This window comes from Streptomyces bambusae (assembly GCF_020532645.1).
Lineage (GTDB): Bacteria > Actinomycetota > Actinomycetes > Streptomycetales > Streptomycetaceae > Streptomyces > Streptomyces bambusae.
The window spans coordinates 1-23644 of the sequence record NZ_JAJAUZ010000099.1; the positions used below are offsets into that span (position 1 = coordinate 1).

Here is a 23644-nt window from a genome sequence, read left to right on the forward strand (position 1 = left end):
CGCCCCCCCCCCCCCCGGGCCCCCCCCCCCCCCCCCCCCCCCCCGCCACGGCAACGCCGGAGGGCGGCCCCGCACCCCGCGGGACCGCCCTCCGGGCCGTTCACACCACAGCCGTACCGCGACGCGGCACACCGCTGCGTCACAGCCGCGCCAGCGTGTCCTCCAGCAGACGCACCACCGACGTGTCGGCGACGGCGGCCACCTCGTCGTACGCGAACCAGCGCAGGTCGAGCGACTCGTCGCTGATCTCCGCGACCGCCTCGGCCGGAGCCAGCGCCGCGTACTGCACGTCCAGGTGCCAGTTGCACGGCGCCGGGATCGGATGCCGGTCCAGCCGCACCGGACCGCCCGGCAGCAGCGTCAGCCCGGACGCGATCCCGGACTCCTCCCGGGCCTCCCGCAGCGCCACGTCCGCCATCGTCTCGTCACCCGGCTCGCAGTGGCCGCCCATCTGCAGCCACAGCCCCAGCTTGCGGTGCAGCGTCAGCAGCACCCGCCCGCGCGCCGGGTCGATCACCAGTGCACTGCCGGTCAGGTGCCCGGCCGTGCACGGCTTGCCCATCCCGTCCGGGTGCGCCGCCAGGTGCTCCAGGTACAGCTCGCGCAGCGCGGCCTGGTCGCCGTCCGCGTCGCCGTGCCGGTCATACTCCTTCAGGACGCGGACCGCGTCGTCGTACAGGGTCACTTCTCGTCTTCGCCGTTCTCGTCGCGCTTCTCGGCCGCCTCGCCGAGCATCTTGTCCAGCTCGGAGAAATCGAGCTGCTCCCGGTGGACGAAACCGTCCGGGTCGTCCAGGTCGGTCGCCGTCGGCAGCATGTCCGGGTGCTCCCACAGCGCGTCCCGGCCGTCCACGCCCCGGGCATCGGTCAGCGAGGCCCACAGCCGGGCCGCGTCCCGCAGCCGCCGCGGCCGCAGCTCCAGACCGATCAGCGTGGCGAACGTCTGCTCCGCCGGACCGCCCGTCGCACGCCGCCGCCGCAGCGTCTCGCGCAGCGCGTCCGCCGAGGTCAGCCGGGGCTTCGCGGCCTCGTGGACCACCGCGTCCACCCAGCCCTCGACCAGCGCGAGCGCCGTCTCCAGCCGGGCCAGCGCGGCCTTCTGCTCCTCGGTGTCCTGCGGCTGGAACATGCCGCCCTGCAGCGCCTCCTGCAGCTCCTCCGGGTTCGACGGGTCGAGCCGGCCGACCACGTCCTCCAGCTTCGACGTGTCGACCTTGATGCCGCGGGCGTAGCCCTCGACCGCGCCGAACAGGTGCGCGCGCAGCCACGGCACGTGCGCGAACAGCCGCTGGTGGGCCGCCTCGCGCAGCGCCAGGTACAGCCGCACCTCGTCCGAGGGCACGCCCAGGTCCTTGCCGAACGCCTCGATGTTCAGCGGCAGCAGCGCCGCCTTGCCCGCCGGGCCCAGCGGCAGGCCGACATCGGTGGAACCGACGACCTCGCCCGCCAGGGTGCCCACGGCCTGCCCGATCTGCTGGCCGAACATGGCGCCGCCCATCGAGCGCATCATGCCGAGCAGCGGGCCCGCCATGGCCTGCATCTCCTCCGGCAGCACGCTGCCCATGGCCGCGCCGACCCGCTCGGCGACCGGGTCGACGAGCTCCTTCCACACCGGAAGGGTCGCCTCGACCCACTCGGCGCGGCTCCACGCCACGGCCACCCCGGCGCCCGACGGCAGCGAGGTCGCGCCGTCCAGCCACAGGTCGGCCAGCCGGACCGCCTCCTCGACGGCGGACCGCTCGGCGATCCCGACGCTGGCGTCCTTCACGCCGTCCGGGGTGCCCTGGGCGACGGTCTGGCGGGCGATGTCCTTGGCCATGTCCCAGTTCACGGGACCGCCCTCGTAGCTCAGCATCTGGCCGAGCTGCTGGAACGCGGCGCCCAGGTCGTTCGGGTTCATCGAACCGAACATCGCGGCGAACGGATTGTCCGCACCGCCGGGCAGACCGGCCGCACCGAACCCGAACGGATTCGCGGGGCCGCCCTGGCCGCCCTTCCTGCCCTCGTCGCCGTTCTCCGGCTCCTCCGGCGGAAGGCCGAATCCGAATGGGGTGTCACTCACGGGTTTCCTCGGCTCGTAGGGCCGCCTGGCGGATTGCCGGCGGCGGTGGTCCGACAACACAACCAGCGTAGACACCGGACCCGGATCCGGGCTCGGTGCTCCGCCCGTCGCCGGGCTGCGGCAGGATGGACATCACCTGGTACGTACGCGTCAGGACGCGCACCTACTGAAGACAACCGCTGGAGACGCCCGGTGAGTTCCCCTGATCCTCAGGTTCGAGCAGTGCACGACCCCGAGCTGCGCCCCGGGCACGGCGACGACGTTCGCCCGCGGCGAAACGGCGGTCTGCGCGGCCCCGTGATCGCCGTGACCGGCGCCGCCTCGGGCGTCGGCGCCGCCCTGGTGCAGCGGCTCGCCGAGTCCGACGAGGTCAAGCAGGTCGTGGCGATCGACGAGCGGCGCGGCGAGTGCGCGGCCGCCCAGTGGCACGTCCTCGACGTCCGCGACCCGGCGATCGCCGACAAGCTGCGCGGCGCCGATGTGGTCGTCCACCTCGCGCTCGACCTGGACCTGGAGAGCGACCCCGCGGCCCGTACGGCGTACAACGTGCGCGGCACCCAGACCGTGCTCACCGCCGCCGCCGCGGCCGGGGTGCACCGCGTCGTGCTGTGCACCTCCGCGATGGTCTACGGGGCGCTGCCGGACAACGACATCCCGCTGTCCGAGGACGCCGAGCTGCGGGCCACCGCCGAGGCGACCGGCGTCGGCGACCTGCTGGAGATCGAGCGGCTGGGCCGCCGGGCGCCCCGCGCGCACCCCGGCCTGAACGTGACCGTCGTACGGCCCGCCGTCCTGGTCGGCGGCACCGACACCGCCCTGACCCGCTACTTCGAGTCGCCGCGGCTGCTGGTGGTCGCCGGCTCCCGACCGACCTGGCAGTTCTGCCACGTCGAGGACCTGGTCAGCGCGCTGGAGTACGCGGCGCTGGAGAAGGTCGAGGGCGAGCTGGCGGTCGGCTGCGAGGGCTGGCTGGAGCAGGAGGAGGTCGAGGAGCTCAGCGGCATCCGCCGGATGGAGCTGCCGTCGGCCGTGGCGCTGGGCGCCGCCGCCCGGCTGCACCGGATCGGGCTCACCCCGTCCCCGGCGGGGGACCTCGCGTACACGATGCACCCGTGGGTGGTCAGCGTCAGCCGGCTGCACGCGGCGGGCTGGCGGCCGCGGTGGACCAACGAGGAGGTGCTCGCCGAGCTGCTCCAGGAGGCTGCTGGCCGGCACACCGTCGCGGGCCGGCGGCTGGGCCGCAAGGACGCCACGGCGGCCGGTGCCGCGGGCGCCACGGTCGCCCTGCTGGGTGCGGCGGCGGTGGTCCGGCGGGCCCGCCGGCGGCGCGGCATCTGACCCGGCCGCCGGCCGCCCGGCCGCGGGTCCTGTAGGAGGCTCCATCGGCGACCCGCCGGCCCCGGTCGAATCGGCTATTCCACGAAGTCAGAGCGGTAGGGCACGATGGACGGCATGGACGCACCGACCTTCGACCACCCCGGCGAGCAGGCCGCAGCGGACCCGATCCGGCTGCTGGAGATCCGCGAGACCCCGCTCTCCCTCGACGAGGTGCACCGGGCCGTCGGCGACGCCGCCGCGGGCGGCACCACCTTCTTCGTCGGCACGGTACGCAACCACGACGGCGGCGCGGACGTGGACGCGCTCGGCTACTCCTGCCACCCCTCCGCGCAGGACGAGATGCGCCGGGTGGCGCAGCGGGTCGTCGACAAGTTCCCGGTCCGGGCGCTGGCCGCCGTGCACCGGGTGGGCGACCTGGCCGTCGGTGACATCGCGGTGATCGTCGCCGTCTCCTGCCCGCACCGCGGCGAGGCCTTCGAAGCCGCCCGGATGCTCATCGACGACCTCAAGCACGAGGTGCCGATCTGGAAGCACCAGCGGTTCTCCGACGGCACCGAGGAGTGGGTCGGCGCCTGCTGAAGCGCGCCGCGCACCGGCCCCGGCCCGAGCCCCCGGCGGACCGCCCCGAAGGCGGGATCCCGCCGGGGTCCCGCCCCGATTTGCGTAACCCCGCTCAGGGCACCAGCGTTAGCTGCAACATCCGTCAGTTGCGGTCGATCGCGGTCGATCCCGGGGTAGGGAGGCACGGAATGGCGTCACTGGCGTGGTTGCTGATTCCGCTGTTCGCCGCCGTCGGCGTGGCGATATGGGCGAGCTGGGCCGCACGCGACCGCACCTCCGGCGACATATCCGAGCTCGCCGGCTATGCGCGGTTCCGCGAGGCCATGGACCGTGAACACTCCGGTTCCGACGCCCTCTGACCCGTCCCGTACTGTCGTTCCATGCCACGCCGCACCGCGACGATGCTCGCCTCCGTGTTCATGCTCTTCGCGTTCCTCATCTGTGGGGTCATGATCAAGGTCCCGTACTCCGAGATGAGCCCGGGACCCACGGTGAACACGCTCGGCAAGTCCGGCGGCGAGGAGGTCCTGCAGATCTCCGGCCACAAGACGTACCCCACCGACGGGCACCTCAACATGACGACGGTCCGCGTCACCGGCGCGGACTACGACATGAACCTCCTGGAAGCCGTCTACGGCTGGCTCTCCCACGACAACGTGGTAGTGCCGCACGAGAACCTCTACCCGGACGGCAAGACCGAAGAGCAGTCCACCCAGGAGAACGCCGAGGAGTTCAGCCAGTCCCAGGAGAGCGCCAAGGTCGCCGCGCTGCGGGAGCTGGGCGTCCCGGTCGCCGCCCGGGTCGTGGTCGGCACCGTCGTCAAGGACAGCCCCGCCGAGGGCCGGCTGCACGCCGGCGACGTGATCAGGGCCGTGGACGGCAGCCCGGTGAAGGGCCCCGCGGACGTGGCCCGGCTCGTCACGAAGCACAAGGCCGGTGAGAAGGTCGCGTTCACTATCGTCCCGGCCAAGGAGGCCGCCGCGGCCGAGGCGGCCCGCCGCGAGCCCAAGGTCACCGAGCAGGTCGTCATCACCACCAAGGCCGCGGAGGACGACGGGCACGCCATCGTCGGCATCCGGGCGGCGACCGACCACACCTTCCCGTTCAAGATCGACATCAAGCTGGCGGACGTCGGCGGCCCCAGCGCCGGCCTGATGTTCGCGCTCGGCATCGTCGACAAGCTGACCCCGCAGAACCTCACCGGCGGCAAGTTCATCGCCGGCACCGGCACCATCGACGACGCCGGCAAGGTCGGCCCGATCGGCGGCATCCAGCTCAAGACCATCGGCGCGCGGAACGCCGGCGCCCGCTGGTTCCTGACCCCCGCCGCGAACTGTGCCGCGGCCGCCGCCGACGTCCCGGACGGCCTGACCCTGGTGAAGGTCGACACCATCGCCGACGCCCGGAAGTCCCTGGAGAAGATCGCGAAGGGGGACACGGCCGGCCTGCCGCAGTGCAGCCGCTGACCGCGCCCCCCGAGAGCAGCGGCCGTCAGGCCTCGAAGGTCGCCGCCAGCGCGTCGGCCAGCCCCGGCACCAGGTCGGACCCGGTGAGCACCTCGCTCGCCGCGTCCTTGTCGCGCAGCCGTACGGCCGACTCGCGGGCGCCGTCGCGCAGCACGCCCACGGTCAGCCGCACCTCCTGGCGCTCCGGGTGCCCGGCCACCCACGCGGCCAGCTGCTTGTCGTCCATGTCCTGCGGAACGTTGGCCTCCGCGGACGGCGGCAGCATCAGCCGCTCCACGGTCAGCGCACAGCCGACCACGGCGTCCGGCCAGGCCACGGTGCCCAGGAACCGGTCCAGCTCGGTGCCGGCCGGCACCTCGTCCTGGAGGATCGGAGTGTAGGAGGGGCCGGTGGTCTCGGCCTGCGGCTCGTCCAGGCCGAGCTGGGCCGCGAGCTGCGGCTCCTGGGCGCGCAGCTGCGCGGTGTCGACGAGCGCGAAGAACCGGGCGGGCTGGTCCCAGCCCATGCCGGCCGCGTATTCGTCGATTTCGAGTACGGCACGGGTCAGCGGGCTGGCCGCCATCGGAGTGCCGGAAGAGGAAAGGTTGGACATGGGCAACATCCTGCCTCCTTCCGGGGTCATAACGGGAACTGACTAAAGCCTCAGTAAGTTGCAGGAGTGGGCTCTACGATCGGGGGCCCGTCCGACAAAGACACAGCGACTTCGAGGTGCGCACCTTGGCTTTCCAGATGCCGGACCGCGGCGGAGGCCCCTCCGGGCCACGGATCAGAGTCGGCCGCCCGTCCCGGCGTGCCCGGACCCTGCTGATGACCTTGGGCGTCCTGGCCGTACTGGCCATGGCGTTCATCATGTTCGCGGGCTTCTGGACGGACTGGCTGTGGTACCGCTCCGTCCATTACTCGACCGTCTTCACCACCACCCTGTGGACCAAGGTCGGACTGTTCTCGGTGTTCGGACTCCTGATGGCCGCGGCCGTCGGGTTCAACATCTGGCTGGCCCACCGGCTGCGGCCGCCGCTGAGCGCGATGTCGCCGGAGCAGCAGAGCCTCGACCGCTACCGCATGGGCATCGCGCCGTTCAAGAAGTGGCTGCTCATCGGCATCGCCGCGCTGGTCGGCCTGATCGCGGGCGCGTCCGCGGCGGGCCAGTGGCGCACCTGGCTGATGTACGTCAACGGTGTGAAGTTCGGCAAGAAGGACCCGCAGTTCGGGCTGGACGTCGCGTTCTACGCCTTCGACCTGCCCTGGTACCGCTTCCTGCTCGGCTTCGGCTTCGCCGCCGTCGTGCTCTGCCTGATCGCCGCCGCCGTCGTGCACTACCTGTACGGCGGACTGCGGATCACCAGCCCCGGCGCCCGCGCCACCTCGGCGGCCACCGGGCACCTGTCGGTGCTGCTCGGCCTGTTCGTCGCCCTCAAGGCGGTCGCGTACTGGCTGGACCGGTACGGCCTGGCCGTGAAGTCCAGCGACTTCAAGGCCGCCGACAACTGGACGGGCCTGCGCTACGTCGACGCCAACGCCTACCTGCCGGCCAAGACCATCCTCTTCTGCATCGCCGCGATCTGCGCCGTGCTGTTCTTCGCGACGCTGTGGCGCCGCACCTGGCAGCTCCCGGTGATCGGCTTCGGCCTGATGGTGCTGTCCGCCATCCTGATCGGCGGGCTGTACCCGGCGATCGTGCAGAAGTTCCAGGTCCAGCCGAACGAGCAGGCCAAGGAGTCGGCGTACGTCGAGAAGAACATCCAGGCGACGCGTGAGGCGTACGGGATCGCCGGCTCGGAGGTCAAGGAGTACCCCGGGGTCAGCGGCACCAAGGACCAGGCCGCGCTGCGGAAGTCCGCCGACACCACGGCGAGCATCCGGCTCCTGGACCCCAACATCGTCTCCCCGACGTTCCAGCAGCTCCAGCAGATCAAGGGCTACTACGGCTTCCCGTCCACGCTCGCCGTGGACCGGTACAAGGGCCAGGACACGGTCATCGGGCTGCGCGAGCTGAACCTCGCGGGCATCCCGAAGAACAACTGGATCAACGACCACTTCAAGTACACCCACGGCTACGGCGTGGTCGCGGCCAAGGGCACCGAGGCCGACCGCGAGGGCCGCCCGGTGTTCGTCCAGTCCGACCTGCCCTCCCGCGGCGAGTTCGGCACGGACTTCGAGCAGCGCATCTACTACGGCGAGACGACCAAGCAGTACTCGATCGTCGGCGGCCCGCAGAAGGAGCTCGACTACTCGGACGACAGCGGCGAGAAAGAGACGAGCTACCAGGGCAAGAGCGGCGTCAGCCTCGACAACCCGGTCAACCGGGCCGCGTACGCCCTCGCCTTCAGCGAGCCGCAGATCCTCTACTCCGGGGCCATCGGCGAGGGCTCGCGCATCCTGTACAACCGCACGCCCAAGGAGCGCGTCGAGTCCGTCGCCCCGTGGCTGACCATCGACGGCGCGGCCTACCCGGCCGTGGTCGACGGCCGGGTCCAGTGGATCGTCGACGCGTACACGACCACCAACGGCTACCCGTACGCCTCGCGCACCACCCTCGGCGACACCACGGCCGACTCGCTCACCAACCAGCAGCGCGCGGTCGTCGCCCAGGAGAACCGGGTCAACTACATCCGCAACTCCGTCAAGGCCACCGTCGACGCTTACGACGGCACCGTGCGGCTGTACCAGTGGGACACCCAGGACCCGGTCCTGAAGACCTGGATGAAGGCCTTCCCGGACACCGTCCTGGAGAAGAGCGAGATCCCGAAGTCGCTCATGGAGCACATGCGCTACCCGCAGGACCTGTTCAAGGTCCAGCGCGAGCTGCTGACCCGCTACCACGTCACCGACCCGCAGACCTTCCTCAGCGGCTCGGAGGTGTGGGCGGTCCCGGACGACCCGACCACCAAGGCGGAGAACGCGGTCCCGCCGTACTACCTGTCGATGAAGATGCCGGGGCAGCCGGACCCGGGCCAGGTGTTCTCGCTGACGACCACCTTCACGCCCAACGGCCGCGACAACCTGAGCGCCTTCATGGCGGTCAACGCCGACCCGGCCACCTCCGACTACGGCAAGATCAGGATCCTGAAACTGCCGACCAGCCGGACCGTGGCCGGACCCAAGCAGGTCCAGAGCCAGTTCAACTCGGAGCAGAAGATCGCCGAGTCGATCAGGCTGCTGCGCGGTGGCGACTCCGAAGTCGAGTACGGCAACCTGCTCACGGTGCCCCTCGACGGCGGGATGCTCTACGTGGAGCCGGTCTACGTCCGCGGCGGCGGCCTGAAGTACCCGCTGCTGCGGAAGGTCCTCGTGACCTACGGCGGCCAGACGGCGTTCGAGGACACCCTGGAGAAGGCGCTCAACGTGGTCTTCGGGGCCGAGGCGCCGACCACCCCGCCGGGCGACGGCACCACCAAGCCGCCGACCACGCCCACCACCCCGGGCGACCCGACGGTCAAGCAGGCGCTCGCCGACGCCGCCCGCGCCCTCGAAGCGGCCGACAAGGCCATGAAGGCCGGTGACTGGGCCGCCTACGGCAAGGCCCAGGACGACCTGGAGGCCGCCCTCAAGAGGGCCCAGGAAGCCGAGTCCAAGACCGTCCCGCCCAAGCCGGGCGGCACCCCGAAGGCCCCGGTCCCGGGCGCCTCCGGATCGCCGTCGCCACCGGCCGGCGGTTAATCGGTTCGAGGCTCCACCCCGCGTCGTGATACGGTGGTTTCACCGACGCGGGGTGGAGCAGCTCGGTAGCTCGCTGGGCTCATAACCCAGAGGTCGCAGGTTCAAATCCTGTCCCCGCTACTCCGAACGAAGGCCCGGATCCCCTGGATCCGGGCCTTCGTCATGTGCCCGCTCGTTGACGTGTCACCCGGTCGGGGTGACTTCCCGCGGGAGCGTGTTTGACTTGTCACTCTGTGGGCATGTCGACAAAACGCTGTAGTGACCTCACTGGCTGCGACATACCAGGTGTACGCGGGTTGCAGGTGATGCGACGATGGGATTTATGGGGGACAGGTCAACTCTGCTGGAGACAGGGCGGTTTGTGCGGGCGGAATCCGACGAGAACAAGACCACGGGTACCGAGGCACTCCTGGCCGAGGCAGTCGACACCGCCATGACCGAGGCGGTGGCCGACGCGGAGCTGGAGGCACGGCACCGCGCTGCCGCCGACGCCGGGGACACCGGCTCCATGAGCGTGCTCGGCGCCTCCCTCCTGCGCCGAGGTGACCTCGACGGCGCCGAACCCTACCTCCGGGGTGCCACCGCCGTCGGCGACCGCGCCGCCGCCAACAACCTCGGCGTCCTGCTGCACCAGCGCGGCCGCGCCGAGGAGGCCGCCGGCTGGTGGCGGGTCGCCGCCGTCGCCGGCTCCTCCGCAGCTGCCCACGCCCTCGGCCGCCACTACCGCGAGCGCGGCGACGAGCCGGCCGCCGAGTACTGGCTCCGGCAGGCCGCCGAATCCGGCCACGTCCTCGGCGCCTACGCCCTCGCCGACCTGCTGGAGCACCGCGGGGACGGCACGGCCGAGCGCTGGCTGCGCGCCGCCGCCGAGCAGGGCCACCGCGAGGCCGCCTACCGGCTGGCCCGCCTGCTGCGCCGGGACCGCAAGAGCGAGGCCGAGCAGTGGTTCCGGCAGGCCGCCGCCCGCGGCCACCGGCGCGCCGCCCTGCACCTCGGCACCCTGCTGGAGGCCCGCGGCGAGCTCAAGGAGGCCGGCCGCTGGTACCTCACCTCCGCGCGGCAGGGCGAGGCCCGGGCCGCCTGCGCCCTCGGCTTCCTGCTGCGCGACGCCGGCGACGAGGAAGGCGCCGCGACCTGGTGGCTGCGCGCCGCCGAGGACGGCGACGGCAACGCGGCCAACGCGCTCGGCGCCCTGCACGCGGCCCGCGGCGAGACCCAGACCGCCGAGAAGTGGTACCGCGCCGCGATGGACGCCGGCGACGACAACGGCGCCTACAACCTCGGCCTGCTCTGCGCCGCCCAGGAGCGCATGCAGCAGGCCGAGCAGTGGTACCGGCGCGCCGCCTACGCCGGGCACCGCGAGGCCGCGAACGCGCTGGCCATCCTGCTCCTGCAGGTCGGTGACGCGGCCGGCGCAGAGCCCTGGTTCTCCAAGGCCGCCGAGGCCGGCAGCGTCGACGCCGCCTTCAACCTCGGCATCCTCTTCGCCGGCCGCGACGAGGACCGCACCGCCCTGAAGTGGTACGAGCGCGCCGCCTCCGCCGGCCACACCGACGCGGCCCTCCAGGTCGGCATCGCCCTGGTCCGCGACGGCGAGGACCGCGCCGCCGAGCGGCACCTGCGCTGCGCTGCCGGCGGCGGCAGCGCCGAGGCCGCCTTCCGGCTCGCCGCCCTGCTCGAATCCCTCGCGCCGCCCGCCGAGCCGCCCGCCCTCGGCGAGCCCGCCCCCGGCAGGACGGAGAGCGAGGAGTGGTACGAGCGGGCTGCCGAGCAGGGGCACCGGCGCGCCCAGGTCCGCGTCGGCATGCTCGCGGCCGGCCGCGGCGAACTCGGCACCGCCGCCCGCTGGTACCGCGAGGCCGCCGAGGCCGGCAGCCGCAACGGCGCCTTCAACCTCGGCCTGCTGCTCGCCCGCGAAGGCAGCGAACCGGAGGCCGCCCTGTGGTGGACCCGGGCCGCCGTGGCCGGCCACGGCCGGGCCGCACTCCGCCTCGGCCTGCTCGCCGCCCGCCACGGTGACCTCAACGAGGCCCGCAAGTGGTGCGCCCGGGCCGTCGAGCTCGGCCCCGCCGAGGTGGCCCAGCGGGCGGCGCGGCTGCGCGAGGCCCTGGAGGAGGAGCTGACCGCGTAGCCTCCGCGGCCGGGGCCCGGCGGGGCCGCCGCAATGGATTTGCACCTGGTCACGGGCATCGCGTAACGTGGGGTTCACCGACGCGGGGTGGAGCAGCTCGGTAGCTCGCTGGGCTCATAACCCAGAGGTCGCAGGTTCAAATCCTGTCCCCGCTACTGAAGAGAAGGCCCGGATCCAGGGAACTGGATCCGGGCCTTCTCGCATGTCCGGGCATCGTGAGAACGAAAAGCCCCCTCCGCCAGGCGCGGAGGGGGCTTCGTGCGTGCGCGGCCGGTCAGGCGCCGGCGCAGTTCGGGCAGATCCCGCGGTAGGTGACCTCGACGTCCGAGACGAGGAACCCGAAGCGCTCGGACTCCGGCAGGTCGGTCAGCGGGTTGCCGGCCGGGTGCACGTCGCGGATCGCGCCGCACTGCGCGCACACCAGGTGCTGGTGCGGCCGGTGGGCGTTCGGGTCGTAGCGCTTGGCCCGGCGGTCGGTCGCGACCTCCAGCACCTCGCCGAGGGAGACCAGCTCGCCCAGGGTGTTGTAGACGGTGGCCCGGGAGATCTCGGGCAGTTTGGCCGCGGCGCGCGCGTGCACCTCGTCGGCCGTCAGGTGCACGTGGTCACCGTCGAGCACCTCGGCCACGACACGCCGCTGTGCGGTCATGCGCCATCCGCGGCCGCGAAGTCGTTCCAGCAGGTCACTCATAAACGCCAGCCTAACAGCGAAGGGACCGTGTGTAGATCCCGAACCGGTGTGGAGTTGGATCCTTACTTGACTTAGACAATGTCTATTGTAGGATCGGTTCCGGCGAACGAACAGGACAGGACGGCAGGACATGACGCAGGAGGCGCACGTGACGCAGGGACCGCTCACCACCGAGGCCGGTGCTCCGGTCGCCGACAACCAGAACAGCGAGACGGCGGGCGCGGGCGGTCCCGTTCTGGTGCAGGACCAGCTCCTCCTGGAGAAGCTCGCCCACTTCAACCGCGAGCGCATACCGGAGCGCGTCGTGCACGCCCGCGGCGCCGGCGCGTACGGCACGTTCACCGTGACCGCGGACGTCACGCAGTACACCCGCGCCGCGTTCCTCTCCGAGGTCGGCAAGCAGACCGAAACGTTCCTGCGGTTCTCGACCGTGGCCGACAGCCTCGGCGGCGCCGACGCGCGCCGCGACCCGCGCGGCTGGGCGCTGAAGTTCTACACCGAAGAGGGCAACTACGACCTCGTCGGCAACAACACCCCGGTCTTCTTCATCCGCGACGCGATCAAGTTCCCGGACTTCATCCACACGCAGAAGCGCGACCCGTACACGGGCTCACAGGAAGCCGACAACGTGTGGGACTTCTGGAGCCTGAGCCCCGAGTCCACCCACCAGGTCACCTGGCTCTTCGGCGACCGCGGCATCCCGGCGTCCTACCGCCACATGAACGGCTACGGCTCGCACACGTTCCAGTGGAACAACGAGGCAGGCGAGGTCTTCTGGGTCAAGTACCACTTCAAGACCGACCAGGGCATCAAGAACCTCACCCAGGCCGAGGCGAACGCGCTCGCCGGCGAGGACCCGGACTCGCACCAGCGCGACCTGCGCGAGGCCATCGAGCGCGGCGAGTTCCCGACCTGGACCGTCCAGGTCCAGATCATGCCCGCGGCGGACGCGGCGGGCTACCGCTTCAACCCGTTCGACCTCACCAAGGTGTGGCCGCACGAGGACTACCCGCCGATCGAGATCGGCACGCTGGAGCTCAACCGCAACCCGCAGAACATCTTCGCCGAGGTCGAGCAGTCGATCTTCAGCCCGGCGCACTTCGTGCCCGGCATCGGCCCGTCCCCGGACAAGATGCTCCAGGGCCGCCTCTTCGCGTACGGCGACGCCCACCGCTACCGCGTCGGCATCAACGCCGACCACCTGCCGGTGAACCGCCCGCACGCCACCGAGGCGCGCACCAACTCCCGCGACGGATTCCTCTACGACGGCCGCCACGGCGGGTCCAAGAACTACGAGCCCAACTCGTTCGGCGGCCCGCAGCAGACCGGCCGCCCGCTGTGGGTCGGCTCCGCGGTCACCGGCACGACCGGCGACCAGGCCGCGCCACTGCATGCCGAGGACGACGACTTCGTGCAGGCGGGCAACCTGTACCGGCTGATGTCCGAGGACGAGCGGGGCCGCCTGATCGAGAACCTGTCCGGCTTCATCGCCAAGGTGTCCCGCGACGACATCGCCGAGCGGGCGATCGGCAACTTCCGCAAGGCGGACGAGGACTTCGGCAAGCGGCTGGAAGCCGCGGTCCAGGCCCTGCGCGGCTGACGGCCGCCCTGCCGAGGCGGGCCGGCGGGCCGGAGTCCCCTGCGGGGGTTCCGGCCCGCCGGCGTTTCACGCGGGCACGGTGCGCCGCGCCGGGACCCAGCAGCGGATCACGTCGCGCACCGAGACGATGCCGACCGGGCCGCCGTCCGCGAGCACGATCAGATGCCGGAAGCCGCCGTGGGCCATGGCCTCGGCGGCTTCCTGAAGGGTGGCGTCGGGGGTGCAGAACACCACGTTGTTCGTGGTGTGCGCGCCGACCGTCTCGCGGTCGGGATCGTGTCCCGCGCCCAGCGAGTTGAGGATGTCGCGTTCGGTGAGGATGCCGACCCCGCTGGTCTCGGGGTCGAGGACGACGGCTGCGCCGACGCGCCGGCCGGACATCAGGCAGGCGGCCTGCCGGAGGGTGTGGGCGGGTCCGAGGGTCAGGATCAGCGTGCTCATGGCGTCGCGGACGAGCATGAAGAGAGCCACCTCCTAGGGCTCCCCCCGCTCCGGCCGCGTTCGAGAATGGATTCACAAACGCACAAGCGGGGGGATTCTCAGAGTGGCACGGCCACGCAGGGCGAACAAGGGGGCACGGTGCGCATGCGCCCGGACGGGCGTGCGACCCGGGCGCCGGCGCCGGCACCGGCGCGGGGCCGGCGCCGGATGGCGGTCAGCCCCGGTTCAGGAACCCCAGCAGCTCGTCGTGGAGCAGGCCGTTCGAGGCCGCCGCGTTGCCGCCGTGCACGCCGGGCACGCCGTCCAGGCCCGTGAAGCGGCCGCCCGCCTCCTGCACCACGATCGCGTTGGCCGCCATGTCCCACAGCGACAGCTCCGGCTCCGCACACAGGTCCACCGCACCCTCGGCGACCATCATGTACGGCCAGAAGTCCCCGTACGCGCGGGTCCGCCACACGCTGCGGGTCAGGTCGAGAAAGCCGTCGAGCCGGCCCTGCTCCTCCCAGCCGCTCAGCGAGGAGTACGCGAACGACGCGTCCGCCAGCGATCCCACCTGCGAGACCCCGATCCGGCGGCCCTGCTCCGGGGTGGGGCCGGTGTACGCGCCGCCGCCCTCCGAGGCCCACCAGCGGCGGCCCAGCGCCGGCGCCGACACCACGCCGACCACCGGCCGCCAGCCGCCGTCCGCGTCCTGCGCCATCAGGGCGACCAGCGTGGCCCACACCGGCACCCCGCGCACGTAGTTCTTCGTCCCGTCGATCGGGTCCACCACCCAGCGCCGCGGGCCCGAGCCCTCGACCCCGTACTCCTCGCCGAGGACCGCGTCATCCGGACGGGCGGCCTTCAGCATCGCCCGTACGACCTCCTCCGCGGCCTTGTCCGCCTCGCTCACCGGGGTCATGTCCGGCTTGGTCTCGACCTTGAGGTCCAGGGCCTGGAAGCGCTTCATCGTGGCGGCGTCGGCCGCGTCCGCGAGCTGGTGGGCAAGGCGCAGATCATCGTCATACTCGGGCATGGCCGAACAGTATCGGCACACAAGCGGCCGGAGCACGCGGTGTCCACGCCATGGTCCGCGGACCCCCTTGACAGCATGCGACGGCCCGTCAACTCTGGCGGAGATGGCTGAGGATCCCCGGACGGAGTGCGGGGGCGGGAGGCGACGATGCCGGCAGCGCGGGAATCCTTGATCGAGGCCGCCCAGGTGGCGCTGACGGGCCGTCCGTGGCCCGCCGTACGGATGGTCGACGTGGCGGCCGCCGCCGGCGTGTCGCGGCAGACCCTCTACAACGAGTTCGGCGGCAAGGACGGCCTGGCCCGGGCGCTGGTGCGGCGGGAGGCCGACTGGTACCTCGCCGGCGTGGACCGCGCCCTCGGCGCCCCGGCCGGACCCGGCGAGCGGCTGCTCGCGGTCGCCGAGTGGACCGTACGGGCCGCCCGGGCCCATCCGCTGCTGCGCGCGCTGCTCACCGGCTGCTGGGAGGAGGGGCTGCCGGCCCGGCGGCGGCCGGAGTCCGTGCCCGGTCCCGCCGACCTCGCCCGAACCGTCTCCGACCGGGCGGCCGCCGCCCTCGCCGGCGGTGAAGCCGGCGCCCGCCGCTGCGAACTCGCCGTACGGGTGGCGCTGTCCTACGTGGTCGCCCCCGACGGCGAACCCGACGCGGAGGCGATCGGGGCCCTGCTGGGCCTTGCGGACGCGCAGCCCTGGTGACCGTGCGGGGGCCGGCGGCCGGTCAGTGGCCGCCGCTGCCGGACAGCTGGAGCCCGATCACCCCGATGATGACCAGCGAAATCGAGACGATCTTCAGGGTGGACACCAGGTCGCCCAGGAAGACCATGCCGTAGATCGCCGTGCCCGCCGCCCCGATGCCGGTCCACACCGCGTACGCCGGACCCACGTCCAGCTTGCGCAGGGCCAGGGTCAGCAGGCCGAAGCTGCCGAGGGCGAAGGCGGCGAAGGCGATCGTCGGCCACAGCCGGGTGAAGCCGTGGGAGAGCTTGAGGCAGACCGCGAAACCCGTCTCCAGGATTCCCGCGACGACAACCAGCAGCCACGCCATGTCGGATGCCCTCCCGCGTCACGTGACACGGCTCCGCGCCACTTTGGTGCGATTATGCATTTACCAGACACGGCACCCGGCAAACCCGCCGGTGCACCCGGGCAGGTCCCGCAGCCCACCCCGACGGGTCAGTCGCCCTCGCGCCGCTCCCGCGTCGCCAGCAGCCGCCGCAGCGAGAACAGCCGGGCCGGATCCGCGAGACCGTCCGCCACCCACTGGTCCAGCGCGCAGTCCGGCTCGTCGTGGCTGCAGGCCCGCGGGCAGCCCTCCGTACCCGGCTCCAGGTCCGGGAACGCGTGGATGACCCGCGAGGGCTCGATGTGGTGCAGGCCGAACGAGCGGACGCCCGGGGTGTCGATCACCCAGCCCTCCGCGTCCGGCAGCGGCAGGGCCAGCGCCGAGGTGGTGGTGTGCCGGCCGCGGCCGGTGACCGCGTTGACGTGCCCGGTGGCCCGCTGCCGGTCGGCCGCGACCAGCGAGTTGACCAGGGTGGTCTTGCCGACGCCGGAGTGCCCGACGAACGCCGTGATCCGGCCCTCCAGCCGCTCCCGCACCCGGTCGGCGGCCGAACCGGCGGCCAGCTCCTCCCGGTTGGTGACCACGTAGCCCACCCCGAGCGTGGCGTACGTCTCCAGCAGCTTGTCCGGGGAGGCCAGGTCCGACTTGGTCAGCACCAGCAGCGGCTCCAGCCCCGCGTCGTACGCGGCGACCAGGCAGCGGTCGATCATGCGCGGCCGGGGCTCCGGATCGGCCAGGGCCGTCACGATCGCCAGCTGGTCGGCGTTGGCCACGACCACCCGCTCGTACGGGTCGTCGTCGTCGGCCGTGCGCCGCAGCACCGACTTGCGCTCCTCGATCCGCACGATCCGCGCGAGGGTGTCCTTCTTCCCCGACAGATCGCCCACGATCCACACCCGGTCGCCCACGACCGCCGCCTTGCGGCCCAGCTCGCGGGCCTTCATCGCGGTGACCACCCGGTCCTCGACCAGGCAGGTCAGGCGGCCGCGGTCGACCGTGAGGACGAAGCCCCCGGCCGCGTCCTCGTGCTTGGGCCGGATGCTCGTCCGGGGCCGGTTGCCCTTCGGGTTCGGGCGGGACCGGATGTCGTCCTCGTCGGTGTGCTTGCCGTACCGGCGCATGGCGCTACGCTCCCGCTCCCGCGAGCATGTCCGCCCACATCCGCGGGAAGTCCGGCAGGGTCTTCGCCGTGGTGCCCACGTTCTCGACCTCCACTCCCTTGACCGCCAGGCCGATCACCGCGCCCGCGGTGGCCATCCGGTGGTCGTCGTACGTGTGGAACACCCCGGCACGCAGCGGCCGCGGCCGGATCACCAGGCCGTCGGCGGTCTCCGTGACGTCACCGCCCAGCCCGTTGATCTCCTCGGTCAGGGCCGCCAGCCGGTCCGTCTCGTGCAGGCGCAGGTGCGCGACGCCGCGCAGCACGGACTCGGAATCGGCCAGCGCGGCGACCGCGGCGATGCCCGGGGTCAGCTCGCCGACCTCGCTCAGGTCCACGTCGATGCCGTGGATCCTGCCGGTGCCGGTGAAGACCAGGCCGGCGTCGGTCAGCTCGCAGGAGCCGCCCATCTCCGTGAAGATCGTCCGCAGCGCGTCACCGGGCTGCGTGGTGCGGCGCGGCCAGTCCGGAACGGTCACCGTGCCCCCGGTGATCAGCGCGGCGGCCAGGAACGGCTGGGCGTTCGACAGGTCCGGCTCGACGACCAGGTCGCGGCCGAGCAGCGCGCCGGGGGCGACCCGCCACACGTTCTTCTCGCCGCCCGACTCCGGGGTGTCCACCTGGGCGCCCGCGGCGCGCAGCATCTCGACCGTCATCCGGATGTGCGGCATCGACGGCAGGGTCGCGCCGGTGTGCCGGACCTCGACGCCCTGGTTGAAGCGGGGCGCCGACAGCAGCAGGGCGGAGACGAACTGCGAGGAGTTCGAGGCGTCGATCTCGACGACCCCGCCGTCCAGGGCCCCGCCGCCGTGCACCGTCATCGGCAGCGCGCCCCGGCCGTCGTCGTCGATACGGGCGCCCAGGGCGCGCAGCGCCGTGATGACCTGGCCCAGCGGGCGCTCGTACGACCGGGGGTCGCCGTCGAAGCGGATTGTGCCGTCGGCGAGGGCCGCCACCGGCGGCAGGAAGCGCATGACCGTGCCTGCGTTGCCCACGTCCACGGTCGCCGGGCCGCGCAGCGGGGCCGGGATGACCCGCCAGGCCTCACCGGTGGCGCCCGCGGCGGAGCTGGAGGACACCGTCTCCTCGATGCCCACGCCCAGCGCCCGCAGCGCGTCCGACATCAGCTGGGAGTCCCGCGACCGCAGCGGCCGGCGCACCCAGCCCGGCTCGGCGGCCAGCGCGGCCAGCACGAGAGCACGGTTGGTGACCGACTTGGAGCCCGGCACGGTGACGGTGGCACGGACGGGCCCGTCCGCGAGCGGGGCGGGCCAGAGGTCGTGGGGCGCTGCTGTCGAGGTCATGGCCCTTACTTTAGGCCCTGGGCAGTCCCCGGCAGATTGTCCGGCGGTCCGGTCTCACAGTCCGAGCAGCCACCGGCCGCCGCCGCTCAGCGAGGTGAGCGAGACCACGTGGAAGAAGACGAGCCACACCACGGCGGGGGTGTGGGTGAGGCGGCCCAGCTGGTCCGCGTCCGAATCCGGGGAGCCCTCCAGGCGCCGCTTGCGCTGCAGCTCGAACGGCGGCCGGACCCCGCCGAGCAGCAGGAACCACACCACCGCGTACGCGAAGGCGGCCTGCACGCCCTCCGGCGCCAGCCAGGACACCAGCAGGAACGACCCGCCGGCGAGCACCACCGTGAGCACTCCGTATGCGTTCCGGATCATCACCAGCATGGCGAGGAGCAGCGCCGTCGCCACCCACAGCAGCAGGGTCACCCGGTGCGAGGCCAGCAGCCAGGCGCCGCCCAGGCCCAGCAGCGGGGGAGCGGTGTAGCCGGCGGCGGCGGTCAGGATCATGCCGAACCCGGTGGGGCGGCCACGGCTGACGGTCAGCCCGCTGGTGTCCGAGTGCAGCCGGATGCCGCTGAGCCGGCGCCGGGTGAGCACGGCGGCCAGTCCGTGGCCGCCCTCGTGGGCGATGGTGATCGCGTTGCGGGAGAGCAGCCACAGCGGGCGCGGTACGACGACGGCCAGCGCGGCGGCGCCGGTCGCGATCACCAGCCAGAGCGCGGGCGCCGCCTGTATGCCGGTGAGCCGGTCCCAGAGGCTGCCGAGGGAGGTGCTGTCCATCAGGTGGCGGACTCCTTGCGGTGGGGCGGGACGCTCATGGCAGTGTGGCAGCCATGTGCGGTAGGTATGCAGCGAGCCGGAGGCCCGAGGACCTGGTCGAACACTTCGGCATCGAGAAGTGGGAGCCTGCGGAGACCCTCGCCCCCGACTGGAACGTGGCCCCCACCAAGGAGGTCCACGTCGTGCTCGACCGTCCCCTGAAAGACGCGGGGGACCGCCGTCCGGTTCGCCAGCTGCGCGTCCTGCGCTGGGGTCTGGTCCCCTCCTGGGCCCCGAACCCCGACGGCGCCGCCCGGATGATCAACGCCCGGGCCGAGACCGTGCACGAGAAGCCGTCCTTCCGCGGCCCCTTCGCCCAGCGCCGCTGCATCGTGCCCGCCGACGGCTACTACGAGTGGGTCACCGGCGCGGACGAGCGGCAGCTGGAGGTCGAGGGCCGCCGCAAGCGCCCCCGCAAGCAGCCGTACTTCGTGCTGCCCGCCGACGGCTCGGTCTTCGCGATGGCCGGCATCTACGAGTTCTGGCGCGACCCCGGCCTGCCCGACGGCCACCCGCAGGCCTGGTGGGCCACCTGCTCGGTGCTCACCACCGAGGCCGAGACCACCCCGCTGGCCGCCGTCCCCGAGGACGGGCCGCACAGCCTCGCCGAGATCCACCCCCGGATGCCGCTGATGCTCACCCCCGACCGCTGGGATGCCTGGCTGGACCCGGCCCGCACCGGCGGCGGGCTGCTGCACGGCCTGCTCGCGCCGCCGCCCGGCGGGCTGCTGCGCGCCTACCCCGTGGCCGCCGCCGTCAGCAACGTCCGCAACAACGGGCCCGAGCTGCTCGGCGAACTCGCCGCGCCGGAACTCGGCACCCTCTTCTGACCCCGGGCCCCGGCCCGGCGAGGGCCCGACCCGGCAGGATGGCCGCATGACGCGTACCGAGACCGTTCCCACCCCGGCCGGCGGGGCCCGGATCACCTGGACGGACAGCCCCGACGCCCGGGCCGTGCTCGCGGTGAGCCACGGCGCCGGCGGCGGCATCGAGGCCCGCGACCTGCAGGCACTGGCCGCCGCGCTGCCCGGCCGCGGGTTCACCGTGGCCCTGGTGGAGCAGCCCTGGCGGGTGGCCGGGAAGAAGGTGGCGCCGGCCCCGAAGACCCTGGACACCGGCTGGCGCGGGCTGTGGCCGGCGCTCGCCGGGCCCGGCCTGCCCGTGGTCGCCGGCGGCCGCAGCGCCGGCGCCCGGGTGGCCTGCCGCACCGGCGCGGAGCTGGGGGCGGCGGCCGTGCTCGCGCTGAGCTTCCCGCTGCACCCGCCGGGCAGGCCCGAGCGCTCCCGCGCGGACGAGCTGACCGGCGCCGGGCTGCCGGCCCTCGTGGTGCAGGGCGGCCGGGACCCCTTCGGGCGGCCCGAGGAGTTCCCCGACGGCACCCACGAGCTGGTCGGGGTGCCCTTCGCCGACCACGGCTTCGCCGTCCCCAAGAAGGCCGGCCTCACCCAGGAGGCCGCCCTGGAGCTGATCGCCGGCGCCGTCGGCGACTGGCTGGAGCGCCTCTTCCCCTGAGCCGCCGCGGCGGCCGCCGGGCGCCGGCCGCGGTGACCGGCAGCCGACGCCCGGTGACGCAGCTCGCACAAGTGGCGCCCGGAGCGGGAATGTGCTGGGGGCCCGGGCGGTTGTACGGGACGTCGGTACGTACAGCACAGCCAGAGGAGAAGAGGCACCGCATGGGCTCGACCATCTGCCCCGACCGCCCGCAGGCCGCTGACCTGGAGTGGGTGGTGCTTGCGGCGCCCAAGGCGGCCCCCAAGAAGGCCGCCGTTCGAGCGGCGGACGGCCGGGATGGTCGCGTATTCTCCGATTCGAGCGGGTCCGCGTTCGGGTCTGCCACGGTCTTGGAGGAGGTGGGTCCTGTTTCCGGGACCGACGACGTCCGCGCGGAGGAGACGACCGAGGAGCGCAACCAGCGCTTCGAGCGGGACGCCCTCGGCTACCTCGACCAGATGTACTCCGCGGCCCTGCGCATGACGCGCAACCCCGCCGACGCGGAGGACCTGGTGCAGGAGACGTACGCGAAGGCCTACGCGTCGTTCCACCAGTTCCGCGAGGGCACGAACCTCAAGGCGTGGCTGTACCGCATCCTGACCAACACCTTCATCAACTCGTACCGCAAGAAGCAGCGCGAGCCGCAGCGCAGCGCCGCCGAGGAGATCGAGGACTGGCAGCTGGCGCGCGCCGAGTCGCACATGTCGACCGGGCTGCGGTCGGCCGAGTCGCAGGCCCTCGACCACCTGCCCGATTCCGACGTGAAGGAAGCTCTCCAGGCCATTCCGGAAGAGTTCCGCATCGCCGTCTATCTGGCGGACGTCGAGGGGTTTGCGTACAAGGAGATCGCGGACATCATGGGTACACCCATCGGTACGGTCATGTCGCGACTGCACCGTGGCCGCCGTCAACTCCGCGGCATGCTGGAGGACTACGCCCGCGAGCGAGGGCTGGTCCCGGCCGGCGCGGGAGAGTCGAACGACCGGAAAGGCTCGGGCTCATGAGCTGCGGAGAGCCGCACGAGACGGACTGCTCTGAGGTCCTGGACCATCTCTACGAGTTCCTCGACCACGAAATGCCGGACAGCGACTGCACGAAGTTCGAGACACACTTCGGCGAATGCAATCCCTGCCTGGAGAAGTACGGCCTGGAACAGGCCGTGAAGAAGCTGGTGAAGCGCTGCTGCGGCTCGGACGACGTGCCCAGCGACCTGCGCTCCAAGGTGATGGGCCGGATCGAGCTGATCCGCTCCGGCGAGGCCGTCCCCGACCACGACGTCACCGCGGGCCCCGCGGCTGCCGGTCCCGCCACCACCTGAGCCGTCGGACGACGGCCGGGCCACACCCCGGTACACCGCCGGCACCCCGGCACACCGCCGTTCGTTCACCCGAAGGTGCTAATCCGGGGGCGCCCGGACGGCGCAATCACCGAATGGGCCGCGTCGGCGCCGCGGCCCGCCCTATTCTCCCCAGTCGGTACTGCCGTGTGATGCGGTACCCGACCTGCTTGGGCACACGGGGAGGAGCGGCACCGTGCGGGTGCTTCCGCCTGGGGCGCGTGTCTATATCGTGTGCGCCGTTCTCGGCGCAATCGCCTGCGCCGCGCCCGCGTTCGGCGCGGCCGGCCCGCCCTGGCCGGCTCTGCTGCTCCTCGCCGCGCCCGGCCCCGCCCTCGAACTCCTGCGCAGCCCCCGGCTGCTGGGCGGCCGGGTCCCCGACGGCGCCGGCGCCCTCCCGGTGGTCCTCGCCGCCGTGTTCCTGCTGCCGCCCGCCGGCGCCGCGCTCGCGGCGGTCCCCGGCGGCCTCGCCCTGCCGGCCGCCGGGCGGCCCGCCGCGGTCCGCCGGGTGTGGCACGCCGCCCAGCAGGCCCTCGCCGCCTGGGCGGCCGGACAGGCGTACGCCCTGCTCGGCGGGCCGGCCGCGCTCGCCGGCCACGGGCCCGGCAGGATCCCCGACTTCCCGTACGTGCTGCTCCCGGCCGCCGCCGCGGCGGCCGTCTTCGGCCTGGTGCTCGCCGCCCTCGAAGGCGGGGTGCTGGCCGCCGCCGAACGGCTCCCGGCCCGCACCGCCTGGCGGGGCCTGCTGACCGGAGGACCGGCACCGCACGCCGTGCACGGCCTCGCCGGGCTGATGATGGCCGTCATGTGGCGCAGCCCGTACGGGGTTCCGGCCGCGCTGCTGGTGCTGCTGCCCATGTGCATCTCCTGCTGGGCCCTCGCCCAGTACCACCGCGAGCGCGCCGCCCACCAGGCCACCATCCGGGCCCTGGTGCAGGCCGTCGACATCAAGGACCGCTACACCCGCGGCCACAGCGAGCGGGTCGGCCAGGCCTCCGCGCTGATCGCCCGCGAACTCGGCATGACCGACGACCGGCTGGAGGTGGTCCGGATCGCCGGGATCCTGCACGACGTCGGCAAGCTCGGCGTGCCCACCCGGGTGCTGCGCAAGGACGGCCCGCTCACCCCCGAGGAACGCCGCACCATCGAGCTGCACCCCGAGTACGGGCACGAGATCGTCCGCGGCATCGGCTTCCTCGACGAGGCCCGCACCGCGATCCTGCACCACCACGAACGCGTCGACGGCTCCGGCTACCCCTACGGCCTGACCGGGGACCAGATCCCGGAACTGGCCCGGGTGGTGGCCGTCGCCGACGCCTTCGACGCCATGACCTCCACCCGCTCCTACAGCCGGGCCCGGCCGGTGCCCGTGGCCATGTCCGAGCTGGCCCGCTGCGCCGGCAGCCAGTTCGACCCGGCCATGGTGGCGGCCCTGGCCCGGGCCGTCGACCGGCACGGCTGGCGGCCGCTGGTGACCACCGACGCCGACCTCCAGGCGATCCCGTCCGGCGCTCTGCCCGGGC

At 72.9% G+C, this 23644-nt stretch carries 23 protein-coding genes and 2 tRNA genes; 15 read left to right on the forward strand and 10 right to left on the reverse strand.

Annotation, left to right across the window (positions count from 1 at the left end; translation table 11 throughout):
- Nucleotides 1-139: 139 nt before the first annotated feature.
- Nucleotides 140-685, reverse strand: coding sequence for an NUDIX hydrolase (locus LG634_RS35770; protein ID WP_226740455.1), 546 nt, complete (start codon nt 683-685; stop codon nt 140-142).
- The gene (locus LG634_RS35775) at nt 682-2061 is read right to left on the reverse strand and encodes a zinc-dependent metalloprotease (protein WP_226740456.1); all 1380 of its coding nucleotides are present in this window, start codon (nt 2059-2061) and stop codon (nt 682-684) included. Before LG634_RS35775 ends, LG634_RS35770 begins: the two co-directional genes overlap by 4 nt.
- 192 nt (nt 2062-2253) lie before the next feature.
- Between LG634_RS35775 and LG634_RS35780 the strand changes: the two genes are divergently transcribed.
- The 4 genes from LG634_RS35780 to LG634_RS35795 all read left to right on the forward strand — a co-directional run bounded on the left by LG634_RS35780 (nt 2254) and on the right by LG634_RS35795 (nt 5426).
- Nucleotides 2254-3399, forward strand: coding sequence for an SDR family oxidoreductase (locus LG634_RS35780; protein WP_372482557.1), 1146 nt, complete (start codon nt 2254-2256; stop codon nt 3397-3399).
- Between the two features lie 114 nt (nt 3400-3513).
- Entirely contained in the window at nt 3514-3978 is a 465-nt protein-coding gene (locus tag LG634_RS35785; protein WP_226740458.1) for a molybdenum cofactor biosynthesis protein MoaE, read from the forward strand.
- 170 nt (nt 3979-4148) lie between these two features.
- A complete protein-coding gene (locus LG634_RS35790; protein ID WP_226740460.1) occupies nt 4149-4319 on the forward strand; it encodes a hypothetical protein in 171 nt (56 codons plus the stop codon).
- A gap of 21 nt (nt 4320-4340) precedes the next feature.
- Nucleotides 4341-5426 (forward strand): YlbL family protein, encoded by a 1086-nt coding sequence (locus LG634_RS35795; protein WP_226740462.1) that lies wholly within the window; start codon nt 4341-4343, stop codon nt 5424-5426.
- 25 nt (nt 5427-5451) lie between these two features.
- Here the strand turns inward: LG634_RS35795 and LG634_RS35800 are convergent, their stop codons facing one another.
- Entirely contained in the window at nt 5452-6027 is a 576-nt protein-coding gene (locus tag LG634_RS35800) for a PPA1309 family protein (RefSeq protein ID WP_372482558.1), read from the reverse strand.
- 128 nt (nt 6028-6155) lie between these two features.
- Here LG634_RS35800 and LG634_RS35805 point away from each other — a divergent pair, with 128 nt between their 5' ends.
- From LG634_RS35805 to LG634_RS35820, 4 genes are all read left to right on the forward strand, one after another.
- Entirely contained in the window at nt 6156-9086 is a 2931-nt protein-coding gene (locus LG634_RS35805; protein WP_264204024.1) for a UPF0182 family membrane protein, read from the forward strand.
- Nucleotides 9087-9132: 46 nt separating this feature from the next.
- Nucleotides 9133-9206, forward strand: a tRNA-Met gene (locus LG634_RS35810).
- 202 nt (nt 9207-9408) lie between these two features.
- Nucleotides 9409-11217 carry a tetratricopeptide repeat protein gene (locus LG634_RS35815; protein ID WP_443729031.1) on the forward strand — a complete coding sequence of 603 codons (1809 nt, stop codon included), beginning with the start codon at nt 9409-9411 and terminating at the stop codon, nt 11215-11217.
- 81 nt (nt 11218-11298) lie between these two features.
- Nucleotides 11299-11372: transfer RNA gene (locus LG634_RS35820), tRNA-Met, on the forward strand.
- Between the two features lie 119 nt (nt 11373-11491).
- On the opposite strand, the gene LG634_RS35825 is transcribed toward LG634_RS35820, so the two are convergent.
- Nucleotides 11492-11908: a Fur family transcriptional regulator gene (locus LG634_RS35825; protein ID WP_226740470.1), complete on the reverse strand. Its 417-nt coding sequence runs from the start codon at nt 11906-11908 to the stop codon at nt 11492-11494.
- Between the two features lie 130 nt (nt 11909-12038).
- Here LG634_RS35825 and LG634_RS35830 point away from each other — a divergent pair, with 130 nt between their 5' ends.
- Entirely contained in the window at nt 12039-13508 is a 1470-nt protein-coding gene (locus tag LG634_RS35830; protein ID WP_226740472.1) for a catalase, read from the forward strand.
- A 66-nt stretch (nt 13509-13574) separates the two neighbouring features.
- Here LG634_RS35830 and LG634_RS35835 read toward each other — a convergent pair whose 3' ends face one another.
- Entirely contained in the window at nt 13575-13967 is a 393-nt protein-coding gene (locus tag LG634_RS35835; protein ID WP_226740495.1) for a CBS domain-containing protein, read from the reverse strand.
- A gap of 196 nt (nt 13968-14163) precedes the next feature.
- Nucleotides 14164-14964 carry a histidinol-phosphatase gene (gene hisN / locus LG634_RS35840; protein WP_226740474.1) on the reverse strand — a complete coding sequence of 267 codons (801 nt, stop codon included), beginning with the start codon at nt 14962-14964 and terminating at the stop codon, nt 14164-14166.
- Nucleotides 14965-15111: 147 nt separating this feature from the next.
- Here hisN and LG634_RS35845 point away from each other — a divergent pair, with 147 nt between their 5' ends.
- Complete coding sequence (locus tag LG634_RS35845) at nt 15112-15657, forward strand: TetR/AcrR family transcriptional regulator (protein WP_226740476.1); 546 nt, start codon at nt 15112-15114, stop codon at nt 15655-15657.
- 22 nt (nt 15658-15679) lie between these two features.
- On the opposite strand, the gene LG634_RS35850 is transcribed toward LG634_RS35845, so the two are convergent.
- From LG634_RS35850 to LG634_RS35865, 4 genes are all read right to left on the reverse strand, one after another.
- Entirely contained in the window at nt 15680-16006 is a 327-nt protein-coding gene (locus LG634_RS35850) for a DMT family transporter (RefSeq protein WP_226740478.1), read from the reverse strand.
- Nucleotides 16007-16134: 128 nt separating this feature from the next.
- Nucleotides 16135-17145 (reverse strand): ribosome small subunit-dependent GTPase A, encoded by a 1011-nt coding sequence (gene rsgA / locus LG634_RS35855; RefSeq protein WP_226740481.1) that lies wholly within the window; start codon nt 17143-17145, stop codon nt 16135-16137.
- Between the two features lie 4 nt (nt 17146-17149).
- Nucleotides 17150-18487, reverse strand: coding sequence for a 3-phosphoshikimate 1-carboxyvinyltransferase (gene aroA / locus LG634_RS35860; protein WP_226740483.1), 1338 nt, complete (start codon nt 18485-18487; stop codon nt 17150-17152).
- 54 nt (nt 18488-18541) lie between these two features.
- On the reverse strand, nt 18542-19255 hold the full coding sequence (locus LG634_RS35865) for a M50 family metallopeptidase (protein WP_226740484.1): 714 nt from the start codon (nt 19253-19255) through the stop codon (nt 18542-18544).
- Between the two features lie 53 nt (nt 19256-19308).
- Between LG634_RS35865 and LG634_RS35870 the strand changes: the two genes are divergently transcribed.
- The 5 genes from LG634_RS35870 to LG634_RS35890 all read left to right on the forward strand — a co-directional run.
- Entirely contained in the window at nt 19309-20124 is an 816-nt protein-coding gene (locus LG634_RS35870; RefSeq protein WP_226740486.1) for an SOS response-associated peptidase, read from the forward strand.
- Between the two features lie 46 nt (nt 20125-20170).
- Nucleotides 20171-20806, forward strand: a complete 636-nt coding sequence (locus tag LG634_RS35875) for an alpha/beta hydrolase family protein (protein ID WP_226740488.1) — start codon at nt 20171-20173, stop codon at nt 20804-20806.
- A 338-nt stretch (nt 20807-21144) separates the two neighbouring features.
- Nucleotides 21145-21789 carry a sigma-70 family RNA polymerase sigma factor gene (locus tag LG634_RS35880; protein WP_372482559.1) on the forward strand — a complete coding sequence of 215 codons (645 nt, stop codon included), beginning with the start codon at nt 21145-21147 and terminating at the stop codon, nt 21787-21789.
- Nucleotides 21786-22103 carry a mycothiol system anti-sigma-R factor gene (gene rsrA / locus LG634_RS35885; protein WP_226740490.1) on the forward strand — a complete coding sequence of 106 codons (318 nt, stop codon included), beginning with the start codon at nt 21786-21788 and terminating at the stop codon, nt 22101-22103. Before LG634_RS35880 ends, rsrA begins: the two co-directional genes overlap by 4 nt.
- 214 nt (nt 22104-22317) lie before the next feature.
- A partial coding sequence (locus LG634_RS35890) for an HD-GYP domain-containing protein (protein ID WP_226740492.1) occupies nt 22318-23644 on the forward strand: 1327 nt, incomplete at its 3' end.